Here is a 14,260-nt window from a genome sequence, read left to right on the forward strand (position 1 = left end):
CGTTACTGCTTGTTCGAATCGGTGGCGGCCGGCTTGGCCGCATCGGCCTGCTCGGGCTTGGCCGCGTCGGCCGGTGCCTGGCCCGCGGCCGGCGCTGCCGCAGCCGCGGCCGGTGCAGCGCCACCTGCGGCCGGCTTGCCGCTGGCGTCCTGGCCCGGGGTCCACGGCTTGGCCACGGCCGGTGCACCTTCCTTGACCTTCTGCACGCCGGCCACGATCACCTTGTCACCGGCGGCCAGGCCGTCGCTGACCAGCCAGTTGCCGTTCTGCGCGCCATCGGTCTTCACGTTCTTGCGCACGACCTTGCCGTCGGCGCCGACCACCATCACGTAGCCGCCGTTGGTATCACGCAGCAGGGCCTGCTGCGGCACCAGATAGGCGTTGTTGCGCTCGCCCAGGTTGGCCTGGAAGCTGACGAAGGCACCCGGCAGCAGGATCTGCTGCGGGTTCGGCAGCAGCGCACGCAGCGACACCGCGCCGGTGGCCGGATCGACCGTGGTCGAAGAGAAGTCCAGCGTGCCCGGCTCGCTGTAGGTGCTGCCATCGGCCAGCTTCACGGCCACCGTGGCCTTGCCGTCGCCGGACAGCGCCAGCGCGCCCTTGGCCTGCTGCGCACGCAGCTGGGTCAACTCATCCACGCTGAGCGAGAAGTTCACATACAGCGGGTCGAGCTGGTCGACGGTGGTCAGCAGGGTCACATCGCCCTGGCCGACCAGCGCGCCCTCGGTGACCTGCTGCTTGTTGGCCACGCCACTGATCGGCGCGGTCACTTCGGCGTAGCCCAGGTTGATCCGCGAGGAGGTCACTGCCGCTTCGGCCTGCTTGACGGCGGCCAGGGCGGTGCGCTCGGCCGATTCAGCGTTGTCCAGGTCGGACTTGGAGACGAACTGCTGCGGGGCCAGCGAGCGCGCGCGATCGGCGGCGACCTTGGCGTTGGCGTAGGTGGCGCGGGCCGAGGCCAGCTGGGCCTCGGAGGCGTTGAGCGAAGCACGCAGCGGCGCCGGGTCGATCAGGAACAGGGTCTGGCCCTGCTTGACCTGCGAGCCTTCCTGGTAGACGCGCTTGAGCAGCACGCCCGGCACCCGCGCGCGCACGTCGGCGCTGCGGAACGGCGACAGGCGGCCGACCAGCTCACGCTGCAGGGGCAGGGTCTGCGGCTTGGCGTCGATCACGCCCACCTCCGGCGGCGGGGGCGTCTGCTGTTCCGGCTTCTTGCAGGCAGCCAGCGCGACAGCAACGGCGCACGTCAGGGCAAGGGTGCGGAGTGGGGCGGTCATCAGGAGGAACTCCGGGGTTGGTTTGTAGACGGGGCCGGCGACGGCTGTGGCGCGAACGCGCGCAGGAAGCTGTCGACGGAGAACTCTGCCCAGCGCCGACGCAGCAGTGCGTCATCACGATGGGGCGTATGGAAGCGCTGTTTGTCGAAATCCTGACCGGCGATCATGCTCAGCAGCAGTTCGGCCATGAAGTGCGGGTCGTCATGCCGGAGCTGGCCTTGCATGCAAACGGTTTCAATCCATTCAGCAAGATGAAGCGCCAGCGCGCCGGCACCATGCCGGTAAAGCGTACGCGCCTCTTCGGGAAACTGGGACGCCTCGGCGGCGATCAGCCGGCAGGCCTGGCCCACGTGCGGTTGGTTGAAATGCTCCAGGAAGTCGGTGGCGAACTGGAGCAGGCTGGCACGCAGGTCGTCACCGCGGAGTGCACGAAGCATGGCCCCGGTGGCGTGGCCGACATGGCGCTGCATCACCCGGCGCAGCAGTTCCTGCTTGCTGCCATAGCGCGAATACAGGGTCTGCTTGGAACAGCCGGCCTGCTGGGCGACCGCCTCCATGCTCATCTGCATGCCCTGCCGGGCGAGCAGGTCGCGCACGGCATCGAACACGCGCTGGTCACGCGCGTCGAGGGCAACGGGGAGGTAGGCCGGGTTCACGCGGTGGACTATACCGTCCAGTTCAGGATTGTGGAATGCAATCCGCGTCGCCGCGTGTGTCTTCCGGTAACACGTTTTGCCGATCCTGCCGGCAGTGCCGAAATGGTCGCCACGCCCATACCGGTGCGAACTGAATAGGCGTCTAAACCGCAGCAAACCCGAATCTGCTTATTCCGTCCTGCAGCAAGGCCTTTTCGCGCCGTAGGGCTACAATTTCATTTTCCCAACTGAGCAAGCGCATCGCTCTGCCATGAAACCGCAAAAAACCGCAGCCAAGACCGTGAAAAACAAGACGAAACCAGCAGAGTCGGAGGTCGCAGTGACCGCTGGTTTCTCCCTGGAGCCGGTGTACACGGCCTTGCGCAAGCGCTACCCCGCGGCCGCACAGGCCGAAGCAGTGGCCTTTGCCACTGACTTCTACAAGCGCATGGAGTCGGACGAGTTCCCGCACCACAGCGCTGAAGAGTGGGCCGCTCTCGCGGCTGAGACGCTGGAATTCGCCCGTGCCCGCAAGGCCGGCAAGGCCAACGTCCGCGTGTTCAATCCGACCGCGAAGGCCAACGGTTGGGAATCGCCGCACACCGTGCTGCAGATCGTCAACGATGACATGCCGTTCCTCGTCGATACGGTCACCATGTCGCTGGCCGAGCAGGGCGTGGGCGTCCACGTGCTGGGCCACCCGGTGCTGCGCTTCACCCGCGACAAGGCCGGCAAGCTGGTCAAGGTCGGCGAGGGCGATGCCGAGTCGGTGATGCTGCTGGAGATCGACCGCCAGCCGGCCGACGCCATGGCCGCCATCGAACAGGCCATCAACAAGGCGCTGGACGAAGTACGTGCGATCGTGCGCGACTGGCAGCCGATGAAGGACAAGGCGCTGGCGCTGGCCGACGACCTGGGCAGCCGCCAGCTGCCGGTCGACGCGGCGTCGCGCAAGGAGGCGCAGGAGTTCCTGCGCTGGGCCGCCGACAACCACTTCACCTTCTTCGGCTACCGCGAGTACCGCGTCGAGAAGCAGGGCAAGGAAGAGGTGCTGGCGCCGCTGAACGACACCGGCCTGGGCCTGATGCGCGGCAAGGACAAGTCCGCCGCCCGTCCGGTCAAGACTCTGGCCGCGCAGGGCCTGAACACCACGTCCGGGTTGAAGGACGCGCTGATCCTGACCAAGACCAACGCCCGTTCGCGCGTGCATCGCGCCGGTTACATGGACTACATCGGCGTGCTGGAATTCGACGCCAAGGGCAAGATCATCGGCGAGCAGCGCTTCCTCGGCCTGTTCACCTCCAGCGCCTACAACCGCCGCCCGTGGGAAATCCCGCTGGTGCGCCAGCGCCACGAGCACGTGATGAAGCAGTCGGGCCTGGCCCCGGCCAGCCACAGCGGCAAGGCCCTGCGCCACATCCTGGAAACCCTGCCGCGCGAAGAGCTGTTCCAGTCCAGCGAGGACGAACTGTTCCGCACCGCGATGGGCGTGCTGGGCCTGCAGGAGCGCGTGCGCAGCCGCCTGTTCCTGCGCCGCGACAAGTACAGCCGTTTCATCTCCGCGCTGGTCTACCTGCCGCGCGAGCGCTTCAACACCGACGTGCGCCTGCGCATCGAAGCGATGCTGAAGGACGCACTGCACGGTGAGTACGTCGACAGCTCGGTGGTGCTGGGCGAATCGCCGCTGGCGCAGGTGCACCTGATCGTGCGCCCGAAGCCGGGTGAGATGCTCGACGTCGATACCGCCGACCTGGAGCAGAAGCTGGCCCAGGTGCTGCGCAACTGGCAGGACGACCTGCGCGAAGCGCTGGTGGCCCGCCACGGCGAGACCGAAGGCCTGCGCATCGCCGCCCGTATCGGCAAGGCACTGCCGGCCGGCTACATCGAAGACAACAGCACCGCGGTTGCCGCCAACGATGTCAGCCAGCTCGATGCCCTGACCGGCCCGGACGACCTGCGCCTGAGCCTGCAGGCCGTGCCGCGCGAAGGCGGGGATGGCCTGCGCCTGAAGCTGTACCGCCAGCTGGACGACATTCCGCTGTCGGACGCGCTGCCGATGATGGAGAACATGGGCCTGCGCGTGATCGCCGAGCGCCCGTACCGCCTGACGGTCGACAACGCCCCGGTGTACGTGCAGGACTTCGAGGTCGAGTCGACCGCCGGCGCGATCGATGCCGCCAGCGTCGACGAGGCTTTCGGCGAGACCTTCGCCCGCGTCTGGCATGGCGACGCCGAGAACGACGGTTTCAACCGGCTGGTGCTGGCTGCCGGCCTGCACTGGCGCCAGGTCGCCATGCTGCGTGGCTACTGCAAGTACCTGCTGCAGACCGGCGTGCCGTTCTCGCAGGCGTACGTGGAAGGCACCTTCGCGCGCTACCCGCTGCTGGCACGCCTGCTGGTGGAACTGTTCGAAGCCCGCTTCGATCCGGCCACCGGCCACGAGAGCAAGGATGACATCGCCGCCGGCCAGGCCCAGTTGAAGGCCCACTTCGATGTGCTGGCTGCTGGCGACGACGCCACGCTGAAGGTGCTCAAGAGCGTGGTCGATGCCCGCAAGGGTGACCGCGACGCGCAGATGCAGGCCGCGCGCGATGCGCTGCTGAAGCTGATGGACCGCGTGTCCAGCCTGGACGAGGACCGCATCCTGCGCTCGTTCATGGGCGTGATCGACGCGACCCTGCGTACCAGCTACTACCAGACCGATGCCAACGGCCAGCACGGCCATGTCATCAGCTTCAAGTTCGATTCGGCGCTGGTGCCGGACCTGCCGAAGCCGCGCCCGTACCGCGAGATCTTCGTCTACGGCCCGCGCGTGGAAGGTACCCACCTGCGCTTCGGCGCGGTCGCCCGTGGCGGCCTGCGCTGGTCGGACCGTCGTGAGGACTTCCGTACCGAAGTGCTGGGCCTGGTCAAGGCACAGATGGTCAAGAACACCGTCATCGTGCCGGTCGGCGCGAAGGGCGGCTTCTTCGCCAAGACCCCGCCGGTGAACGGCGACCGTGATGCGATCTTCGCCAACGGCGTGGCCTGCTACAAGCTGTTCATCCAGGGCCTGCTGGACATCACCGACAACATCGTCAACAACAAGATCGTGCCGCCGGTGGATGTCGTGCGCCACGACATGGACGATCCGTACCTGGTGGTGGCGGCCGACAAGGGCACCGCGACCTTCTCCGACATCGCCAACGGCCTGGCCATCGCGCACGGCTTCTGGATGGGCGATGCGTTCGCCTCGGGTGGCTCGGTGGGCTACGACCACAAGGGCATGGGCATCACCGCGCGCGGCGCGTGGGAATCGGTCAAGCGCCACTTCCGCGCCCTGGGCCGTGACAGCCAGAGCCAGGACTTCACCGCAGTCGGCGTCGGCGACATGTCGGGCGACGTGTTCGGCAACGGCATGCTGCTGTCGCGCCACATCCGCCTGGTGGCTGCATTCGACCACCGCCATATCTTCCTGGACCCGAACCCGGACGCGGCCACGTCGTTCGTCGAGCGCGAACGCCTGTTCACCCTGCCGCGTTCCAGCTGGGCTGATTACGACACCAAGCTGATCAGCAAGGGCGGCGGCGTGTACCCGCGCAGCCTCAAGTCGATCGAGATCACCCCGCAGGTGCGTGAAGCGCTGGGCCTGGACGAGAACGTCAAGGCGCTGTCGCCGAACGATCTGATGAGCGCGATCCTGAAGGCTCCGGTCGACCTGTTGTGGAATGGCGGCATCGGTACCTACGTCAAGGCCGCCAGCGAGCAGCACAGCGATGTCGGTGACCGCGCCAACAACGCGCTGCGCGTGAACGGTGGCGAGCTGCGCTGCAAGGTGGTGGGCGAGGGTGGCAACCTGGGCATGACCCAGCTGGGCCGCATCGAGGCTGCCCAGGCCGGCGTGCTGCTCAACACCGACTTCATCGACAATTCGGCCGGCGTCGATACCTCCGACCACGAAGTCAACATCAAGATCCTGCTCAACGATGTGGTGCGGGCCAAGAAGCTGACCGTCGAGCAGCGCAACAAGCTGCTGGCGTCGATGACCGACGAGGTCGCCGAGCTGGTGCTCAACGACAACTACCGCCAGAACCAGGCGCTGAGCCTGATGGAGCGGATGGCGGTCAAGCGCCTGGGGTCCAAGCAGCACTTCATCCGCACCCTGGAACAGCAGGGCCTGCTCGACCGCCAGATCGAGTTCCTGCCGTCCGATGCCGAGCTGTCGCAGCGCAAGGCACGCGGCCAGGGCCTGACCCGTCCGGAGCTGTCGGTGCTGCTGTCCTATTCCAAGCTGGTGGCGTTCAACCAGCTGCTGGATTCGGACATTCCGGAAGATCCGTACCTGTCCAAGGAGCTGCAGCGCTACTTCCCGACCCCGCTGCAGAAGAAGTACGCCGACGCGATGGAGCGTCACCGCCTGAAGCGCGAAATCATCGCCACGGCCGTGACCAACCAGACCATCAACCGCATGGGCGCCACCTTCCTGATGCGCATGCAGGAAGACACCGGCCGTTCCATCGCCGAGGTTGCCAAGGCCTACACCATCAGCCGCGAAACGCTGGATGCACGTGCACTGTGGGCGCAGATCGACGCGCTCGATGGCAAGGTGCCGGAGTCGGTGCAGATCGACGCACTGGAAGTGATCTGGAAGCTGCAGCGTTCGTTCGTGCGCTGGCTGCTGTCGCGCCCGGGCGCGATGCCGGGCATCACCGAGGCGGTCAACCGCTACCAGGGTCCGTTCAACGACATCCGCGTTGCTTCGGGCGTGCTGCCGGATTCGCAGCGTCCGACCTACGAAGCCCTGGTGGCCGAGTGGAAGGAAAAGGGCCTGCCGTCCGCGCTGGCGCAGCAGCTGGCCGAACTGCACTTCCTGGAGCCGGCGTTCGACATCATCGAGCTGGCCCGTACCCGCAAGCTGAAGCCGGTTGACGTGTCCAAGGTCCACTTCCGCCTGGGCGATGCCCTGCAGCTGCCGTGGCTGTTCGAGCAGGTCGACGCGCTGGAGGTCAACGGCCGTTGGCATGCGGTGGCACGTGGCGTGCTGCGTGACGAACTGGCGGCCAACCACCGCAACCTGGCAGGCCAGGTGCTGGGCACCAAGGGTGGCAGCGCCGAAGCCAAGGTGGCGGCCTGGATGGGTCGCGATGACAACAGCCTGCGCTTCACCCTGGCGATGCTGGCCGAACTGGCCGAGCAGAAGACCCTGGACTACCCGACCGTCTCGGTCGCGGTGCAGCGCCTGGGCCAGCTGGCCGCGCATGGTGCGTAAGTGAAGTAGTGCCAGGCCATGCCTGGCATGCGTGAACCGGAACGGCCCCGCGAAAGCGGGGCCGATCTGCATTGCCGGGTAGTGCCGGCCGCTGGCCGGCAACCGCATGAACCGCAACCGGCTGCTGTTGCCGGCCAGCGGCCGGCACTACCGGGTATGCTCTTGCTGGCACACCCCACCCGGATCCACCGATGAGCGACACCCCCCGCATCGCTTTCCTGGCCAGCACCACCGAACCGGCGCAGATGGCCCGCGCGGCGATGATTTCGCGTTATGGCGATCACACGCCGGAGCAGGCCGACGTGCTGTGCCCGCTGGGCGGCGACGGCTTCATGCTGCAGACCCTGCATCGGCACGGGCACCTCGGCAAGCCGGTGTTCGGCATGAAGCTGGGTACCGTCGGCTTCCTGATGAACCAGTACCGTGGCGACGACGACGTGCAGGCCCGCATTGCGCGCGCCGAACCGGCCAACCTGCGCCCGCTGGAGATGGTGGCGCTGACCGAATCGGGCACCAGCACCGGTTCACTGGCCTACAACGATGTCTCGCTGCTGCGCCAGACCCGCCAGGCCGCGCATATCGGTATCGACCTCAACGGCCAGGAGCGCGTCGCCGAACTGATCGGCGATGGCGTGCTGGTGGCCACCCCGGCCGGCAGCACCGCGTACAACTACTCCGCGCATGGCCCGGTACTGCCACTGGGCTCGCATACCATCGCCCTGACGCCGTTGGCGCCCTATCGCCCGCGGCGTTGGCGCGGGGCGATCCTGAAGGCGGATACCGAGGTGCGCTTCCGCGTGCTCGATCCCTACAAGCGTCCGGTCAGTGTCACCGCTGATTCGCACGAGACCCGCGACGTGGTGGAGGTGACCATCCGCGAGTCCAGGGACCGCCGCGTGACCCTGCTGTTCGACCCGGAGCACAACCTGGAAGACCGGATCCTGAGCGAACAGTTCGTTTTTTGAGGACAATAGGCGGCCGGCCGTGCCGACCGCTTGAAGGACCCCCACCGATGGGCGACAACTCCCCCCGTTTGCTGACCGTCGCGGTGACCTCGCGCGCGCTGTTCGACCTCGAAGAAAGCCACGCACTGTTCGAGAGCGATGGCGTGGCGGCCTACGCCGAGTTCCAGCGCCAGCACGAGGACGACATCCTCGGCCCCGGCGTGGCCTTCCCGGTGGTGCGCAAGCTGCTGGCGCTGAACCAGGGCGCCAGCCCGGAGAACCCCCGGGTCGAGGTGATCCTGCTGTCGCGCAACTCGGCCGACACCGGCCTGCGCATCTTCAACTCGATCCAGCACTACGGCCTGGGCATCATCCGCGCGACCTTCACCGCCGGCGAGCCGACCTGGCCCTACGTGAAGCCGTTCGGCACCGATCTGTTCCTGTCGGCCAACCCGGAATCGGTGCGCAGCGCGCTGCGCCATGGCATCGCAGCGGCGACCATCCTGCCCAAGCCGCCGGGCGAGACCGCGGCCGCAGCAGCCGACCAGATCGACATCGGTCGCCCGGCCGGCCAGCTGCGCATCGCCTTCGACGGTGATGCGGTGATCTTCGGCGACGAGAGTGAGCGCATTTCGCGCGAGCAGGGCGTTGAAGCGTTCGGCCGGCACGAGCGCGAACGGGCCCGCGAACCGCTCAGCGGCGGCCCGTTCCGGGGCTTCCTGTCGGCCCTGCATACGCTGCAGGAAGTGTTCCCGGCCGGCGAGAGCGCACCGATCCGCACCGCGCTGGTGACCGCACGTTCGGCGCCGGCGCATGAACGGGTGATCCGCACGCTGCGCGAGTGGGGCGTGCGACTGGACGAAGCGCTCTTCCTCGGGGGCCGCCACAAGGGGCCGTTCCTGCAGGCGTTCGGTGCCGACATCTTCTTCGATGATTCGCAGCACAACATCGACAGCGCCCGCGAGCATGTGGCCGCCGGCCACGTGCCGCACGGCGTCGCCAACGAGGGCTAGGGCCTGGCCGTTGCCGACCCTGGTCGGCATTGCCGTCAGGCCACGGGTCCGGTCACGGGCTGCCGGACAGCCCCAGCTGCAGGTCCACCACCTTCCAGCGCAGGCCCTGCGGCTCCAGCACCACCTTCAACGGCGGCTGGCCGGGGCCGCGATCGACATCGATCACGAAGCGGTCGAATGACTCGAAATGGTGTTCGGCCTGCTTCAGGGGCTGCGCCGGCTCGGTCGGGCCGAACACATCGCCGCCCTGCAACTCATTGCGGCCGCGCTTCCACAGCACGTGGCCCTGCAGCATCGCGCCGATCCCGGTCGGGGTCATCAGGGTGTCCACCGCAGCGCCACCGAGCTGATCACCCAGGCCGTAGAGCAGGGCGCCGAACGGGCTGGCCGCCACCTCGGGGCCGGCCTGGCGCACCACGTAGTCATTGAGCTGCGCGCGCAGGCTGCTGCGCACGCGCGGGAAGTCGACGTAACGTTCCAGGCGCGCGGTGTCGCGCTGCTCGATGGCCTTGGACAGGCCGTTGACCGTCAGGTACGGGCCGCCGAACCACCAGGCCGCCAAGGCCAGGACCAGCAGCACCACAAGCGCGGAGAGTTTCTTCATGGCGACCAGACTGCCGCAACCGCGGCAGCACCGGGTGAAGACTTACTGACTGGGCGAACCCTGCCCGTCGCCGAAGGCCTCCACCAGCTGTTGCCGCTCGGTCGGGCCCAGCGCTTCCACGCGTGTTGCCAGCACCTCGTCCAGGCTGCCGATGCGGGTAGTGCCGAGGATGCCGCTGGCCACGCCGGGATGCCCCAATGCATAGGCGAAGGCGGTCTGCGCCGGACGCTGGCTGCGGATCGCGGCCACTGCCCGGCGCATCTGGCGGGCACTGCGCATCAGCTGGCGGCTGCTGGGCTTCAGCCAGGCGCGCGCCAGGTACCAGCCATCGGCCAGCCGTGGCAGGCGCGGGCGTGCGGGCAGCAGGTGGCCCTGCGCCAGCACGGTCCCGGCCAGCACGCCGATGCCCACCGCCTGCAACTGGTCGATCAGCGGTTCGCGGTCCTGCTGCAGGGCGTTGTAGTCCAGCAGCACCACATCGAAGGCGCCGGGATGGGCGATCATCCAGCGCAGGGTCGAGGCCGAGTGGGTGTTGATGCCGGTGTGCCGGATCAACCCGCGCTCGCGCAGGCGCTGCAGCGCGGCCAGCAGATCGTCGTTGATGTCGTGCTCGCTGGCGCCATGCAGCTGGTAGATGTCCAGGTGATCCAGGCCGAGGTTGCGCAGCGACGCCTCGCAGCTGGCGGTGATGGCCGCGGGCGAGAAGTTGCGTTGCTCGGCACCGCTGATGCCGGCCTGGCCGGTCAGCGTGCCGCCCTTGCTGGAGATCACCAGCGCGTCGCGCGGGTACTGCTTCAGCAACGGGCGCAGGATGCGGCCCAGGCGCGGCTCGGCATGGAAGCCGGAATAGTTGTGACCCGTATCGAGCAGATTCACGCCATGGGCGAGCGCATGTTCGACCACGGCGGCCGCCTCATGCTCCGGGAAGCGGCGATGGCCCCAGAAGCCGGAGCAGCCCAGGCCGATCGGTGAAACGGCCAGGCCGGTGCGGCCGAGCACGCGCCGCTGGCGGGCCAGCGGAAGATCCTGCGACATCAGAACTCCAGATCCAGCGCGGCGCACAGGTAATCGACGAACGGACCGAGCGCGGCCAGGTCCTTGCCCAGCGTGGACAGCAGGCGTGGGCCGGTCATGGTGGCGTCGTCCAGCGAGCGCCACATCACCCAGTTGCGGTGCTTGAGGTCGTCGATGAACTCGAAGTCGGCGGGGAAACCACGCGGCGGACGCACCAGCTTCTCGCTCTCCTCGAAATCGAAGCGCTTGCGCAGGGCCGGGGCATGCGCGGCGGCCTTCCAGCTGCCCGGGTTGTCGAGGATGAAGTGGCGCACGCGGCGCTGCGTTTCCGGCTCTGGATGCCACAGGCCGGCACCGACGAAACTCTCGCCCGGCTGCAGGTGCACGTAGAACGACGGCGCGGCCACCTCGCGGCGGCGCTCATGGAACAGGCGCGCCCCCTGCCAGGTCTTGTACGGCGACTTGTCGTTGGAGAAGCGCGCGTCGCGATGGATGCGGAACAGCGAGCCGCCGACGCCGCGGGTATCGGCACGGAAGTGTTCGCTGACCTCGGCCAGGGCCGGCTGCAGGTCGCCCAGCAGGCGCAGGAACGGCTGCCGTACGTGGTCTTCATACTGCTGGCGGTGGTCGTTGAACCAGGCCTTGTCGTTGTGCCGTGCCAGGCTGCGCAGGAACCTGAAACTGGCGTCCGAGAAGTAGGTGCTCACAGTGTCTCCTGCAGGTGCTGGCCCCATTCGCGCAGCGATTGCAGCAGGGCCTGGCGCCGCGCATCGTCGGGCGCTTCGGCGGCCAATGCATCGAGCTGCTGCCGGTACTGGGGCAGGTTGAGTTCGCCCAGCCCGCCGTCGCCGAGCAGGCGCTGGCGGCGGTAATCCTGCCAGCGCTGGCGTTCAGCCGGCGCGAGGCTGCCGGGATGGTTGCGCGCGCGATAGCGGAACAGCAGTTCCGGCAGGCGCGGGTCGCGGAAGCGGCCCTCCAGCGCGGCCAGCTGCTCCGGCGCGGTGGTGCGGGCGAGGGCAAGCAGCGGCTTGTCGCCGTTGCCGAGGAAACCGTCGTACAGCGAGGCGTCAACGTCGGCCACGGTGGCGGCGCGGGGCTGGTTGTAGACCTGGCGGGCCTTCTCGGCCAGTTGCGGCGCAAACGCGCGCAGCCGTTCCACCTTGGCTTCGATCGCGGCCACGTCCAGGCCGAGGCGCGCGTGGTCATCGGCGCGCAGGTGGTTCCAGGCGATCAGCGCCGGCACCTTGTTCAGATGCACCTCCTTCAGCGGCACCCGTGCCACGCCCTCGGGCAGCTCGCTGGCGCGCAGGTACAGGCGCTGCGCGATCACCTCGGCCGGCAGTGCCAGCAGATCGTCGATGTCACCGTCCAGGTCGAACACGATCACCCGGTTGTTGATGGTCGGGTGCACGGCCAGCGGCAGCACCGGCGCCGCGCACAGGCGGCTGGCGGGATAGCGCATGGAAACATGCAGCACCGGCTTCATCGCGGCCACGTCCAGCAGGCCGCCGACGAAGCGCTTGTCGCGCAGCTTCAGTGCGTAGTCCCACAACCGTGGCTGCGACTGCTTGAACAGCCGCGCCATGCCGATGGTCGCGCGCACGTCCGACAGCGCCTCGTGCGCATCGCCCTCGCGCACGTTGTTGGCTTCGGCCAGGTGTTCGAGCTTGAACGACGTCGCGCCGTCCTCGCGCAGCGGCCACTGGATGCCCTCGGGCCGCATCGCCCGCATCAGCCGCAGCATGTCCAGCAGGTCCCAGCGCGAATTGCCATTGCGCCACTCGCGTTCGTACGGATCATGGAAATTGCGGAACAGGCCGTAGCGGACGAACTCATCGTCGAACCGCAGCGTGTTGTAACCCAGTGCGCAGGTGCCGGGGCGCGACAGCTGTTCGTTGATGCGGTCGAAGGCCTCGGCCTCGCTGATGCCCTCGGCCAGCGCCTGTTGCGGGGTGATGCCGGTGACCAGGGTGGCCATCGGCGAGGGCAGCAGGTCATCGGCCGGCCGCACGAAGAAGCTGACCGGCGTGTCGATCTCGTTGAGATCGGCATCGGTGCGGATGGCGGCGTACTGCGAGATGCGCGTGCGCCGCGGATCCTGGCCGAAGGTTTCCAGGTCGTAGAACAGGAAGCTGTCGGCCATCAGTGCGCGCCCTCCAGGACCGGCAGCTGCGCGTGGATCTGCGCTTCCAGCGCGGCCCAGTCGATGTTGTCCAGTGAATCATGGCCGGTGGTGGCGGCCACCAGCATGTCGCGTTGCAGTTCGGTGCGGCGCAGCGCCTCGGCGTACGGCGTGTGCAGGAAGGTGACCATCGTGTAGTGCGGCACGAAGCGGGTCGGCCAGCGCCGCTGCAGTTCCTGCTCCAGTTCGCGCTGCAGCAGGAATGCGGGATCGGCGACGCGGTCGCGCATCTCCAGGTAGTTTTCCAGCGCCATCTGCTGGATGGCACGTGCATTCGGCTTGCGCTCGGCTTCGAACGCGGCGAACGCACCTTGCAGGTCATCCGCGTCCATCAGGTGGCGGGCCAGTGCGACGCAGTCCTCGAACGCGCAGTTCATGCCCTGGCCGTGGAACGGCACCATCGCGTGGGCGGCATCGCCGATCAGCACGGCGCGCCCCTGCTGGTGCCAGCGCTCCAGGGTGAGCGTGCCAAGCAGGCCCGGCGGATGTTGCTCCCAGTCGGCGCGCAGGTTGGGGATCAGCGGCAGCGCATCGGCGAATTCGCGCGCGAACAACGCCTCGGCCTGCGCACCGGTATTGACCGTCGCGAAGCTGGGATCGCCCTGGTTGGGCAGGAACAGGGTGACGGTGAAGGTGCCTTCGTGGTTGGGCAGGGCGATGCACATGTAGTGGCCACGGGGCCAGATGTGCAGTGCGTTGCGCTCGATGCGGAAGCCACCGTCGGCGGCCGGCGGGATCTCCAGCTCCTTGTAGGAGTGGTCGAGGAAGGCGATGTCCTCGCCCAGCGGCGCGCGCCGGTTCATCGCCGCGCGCAGCGCCGACCCTGCGCCGTCGGCACCGATCAGGGTATCGAAGTGGATGTCGTGCGGACTGTCGTCGCGATCATCGATGAAGCGCGCATGGCCGGCATCGAAATCAACGGTGTGCAGGCGGCGGTGGAAGTGCACGGTGGCGCCGGCCCGTTCGGCCAGCTCCAGCAGCGTGGTGTTCAGGTCACGGCGGTGGATCGACCAGATCACCTCGCTGTCGTCGCGGCCGTAGCGTTGCAGCTGCGGCGCGCCGTCGCGCGGGTGCACCATGCGGCCGCGCATCATCACCGCGCGCGCCATCACTTCGTCTTCCACGCCGGCCTGGCGCAGTGCATTGCGCCCGCGCTCGGCCAACGCCAGGTTGATCGAGCGGCCGCTCTCGTAGTCGGCCACGCGCGGATCACCGCGGCGTTCGTACAGGGTGATGCGCCAGCCCTGCCGTGACAGCAGGATGGCCAGCAGGGACCCGGCGAGGCCGGCACCGATAATGCTCAACGAGCGGGAAGCGTGTGCGATCAACGAACTGTCCAGCAG

10 protein-coding genes are annotated in these 14,260 nt (G+C 68.0%); 3 read left to right on the forward strand and 7 right to left on the reverse strand.

All coding sequences use genetic code 11. The features are described 5' to 3' along the window. Nucleotides 1-2: 2 nt before the first annotated feature. Entirely contained in the window at nucleotides 3-1,277 is a 1,275-nt protein-coding gene (locus LRM18_RS01920) for an efflux RND transporter periplasmic adaptor subunit (protein ID WP_049465818.1), read from the reverse strand. Then, on the reverse strand, nucleotides 1,277-1,933 hold the full coding sequence (locus LRM18_RS01925) for a TetR/AcrR family transcriptional regulator (protein ID WP_270950061.1): 657 nt from the start codon (nucleotides 1,931-1,933) through the stop codon (nucleotides 1,277-1,279). Before LRM18_RS01925 ends, LRM18_RS01920 begins: the two co-directional genes overlap by 1 nt. 250 nt (nucleotides 1,934-2,183) lie before the next feature. Between LRM18_RS01925 and LRM18_RS01930 the strand changes: the two genes are divergently transcribed. From LRM18_RS01930 to LRM18_RS01940, 3 genes are all read left to right on the forward strand, one after another. Further along, nucleotides 2,184-7,160: an NAD-glutamate dehydrogenase domain-containing protein gene (locus LRM18_RS01930; protein ID WP_053504756.1), complete on the forward strand. Its 4,977-nt coding sequence runs from the start codon at nucleotides 2,184-2,186 to the stop codon at nucleotides 7,158-7,160. A gap of 191 nt (nucleotides 7,161-7,351) precedes the next feature. Next, nucleotides 7,352-8,125: an NAD kinase gene (locus LRM18_RS01935; protein WP_049465824.1), complete on the forward strand. Its 774-nt coding sequence runs from the start codon at nucleotides 7,352-7,354 to the stop codon at nucleotides 8,123-8,125. Between the two features lie 47 nt (nucleotides 8,126-8,172). Further along, nucleotides 8,173-9,117, forward strand: coding sequence for a 5'-nucleotidase (locus tag LRM18_RS01940; RefSeq protein WP_019660382.1), 945 nt, complete (start codon nucleotides 8,173-8,175; stop codon nucleotides 9,115-9,117). Between the two features lie 52 nt (nucleotides 9,118-9,169). Here LRM18_RS01940 and LRM18_RS01945 read toward each other — a convergent pair whose 3' ends face one another. Genes LRM18_RS01945 through LRM18_RS01965 form a run of 5 tightly spaced genes read right to left on the reverse strand, consistent with a single transcriptional unit; the run spans nucleotide 9,170 to nucleotide 14,245 of the window. Then, nucleotides 9,170-9,721, reverse strand: coding sequence for a DUF2939 domain-containing protein (locus tag LRM18_RS01945; protein ID WP_270950067.1), 552 nt, complete (start codon nucleotides 9,719-9,721; stop codon nucleotides 9,170-9,172). A gap of 42 nt (nucleotides 9,722-9,763) precedes the next feature. Further along, nucleotides 9,764-10,756: an aldo/keto reductase gene (locus LRM18_RS01950; protein ID WP_154330886.1), complete on the reverse strand. Its 993-nt coding sequence runs from the start codon at nucleotides 10,754-10,756 to the stop codon at nucleotides 9,764-9,766. Continuing rightward, complete coding sequence (locus LRM18_RS01955; protein WP_049408575.1) at nucleotides 10,756-11,442, reverse strand: DUF2461 domain-containing protein; 687 nt, start codon at nucleotides 11,440-11,442, stop codon at nucleotides 10,756-10,758. Before LRM18_RS01955 ends, LRM18_RS01950 begins: the two co-directional genes overlap by 1 nt. Further along, the gene (gene sbcB / locus LRM18_RS01960) at nucleotides 11,439-12,878 is read right to left on the reverse strand and encodes an exodeoxyribonuclease I (protein WP_182068144.1); all 1,440 of its coding nucleotides are present in this window, start codon (nucleotides 12,876-12,878) and stop codon (nucleotides 11,439-11,441) included. Before sbcB ends, LRM18_RS01955 begins: the two co-directional genes overlap by 4 nt. Next, entirely contained in the window at nucleotides 12,878-14,245 is a 1,368-nt protein-coding gene (locus tag LRM18_RS01965) for an NAD(P)/FAD-dependent oxidoreductase (protein ID WP_049465833.1), read from the reverse strand. Before LRM18_RS01965 ends, sbcB begins: the two co-directional genes overlap by 1 nt. Nucleotides 14,246-14,260 lie beyond the last annotated feature (15 nt).

The organism is Stenotrophomonas sp. PI_27 (assembly GCF_027854495.1).
GTDB classification, from domain to species: domain Bacteria; phylum Pseudomonadota; class Gammaproteobacteria; order Xanthomonadales; family Xanthomonadaceae; genus Stenotrophomonas; species Stenotrophomonas pavanii.

What these genes read in the sequence shown, in the direction of transcription:
- LRM18_RS01930 (WP_053504756.1), top strand. Translation starts at nt 2,184, where the DNA reads ATGAAACCGCAAAAAACCGCAGCCAAGACCGTGAAAAACAAGACGAAA.
- LRM18_RS01920 (WP_049465818.1), bottom strand. Translation starts at nt 1,277, where the DNA reads ATGACCGCCCCACTCCGCACCCTTGCCCTGACGTGCGCCGTTGCTGTC.
- LRM18_RS01935 (WP_049465824.1), top strand. Translation starts at nt 7,352, where the DNA reads ATGAGCGACACCCCCCGCATCGCTTTCCTGGCCAGCACCACCGAACCG.
- LRM18_RS01950 (WP_154330886.1), bottom strand. Translation starts at nt 10,756, where the DNA reads ATGTCGCAGGATCTTCCGCTGGCCCGCCAGCGGCGCGTGCTCGGCCGC.
- LRM18_RS01940 (WP_019660382.1), top strand. Translation starts at nt 8,173, where the DNA reads ATGGGCGACAACTCCCCCCGTTTGCTGACCGTCGCGGTGACCTCGCGC.
- LRM18_RS01945 (WP_270950067.1), bottom strand. Translation starts at nt 9,721, where the DNA reads ATGAAGAAACTCTCCGCGCTTGTGGTGCTGCTGGTCCTGGCCTTGGCG.
- sbcB (WP_182068144.1), bottom strand. Translation starts at nt 12,878, where the DNA reads ATGGCCGACAGCTTCCTGTTCTACGACCTGGAAACCTTCGGCCAGGAT.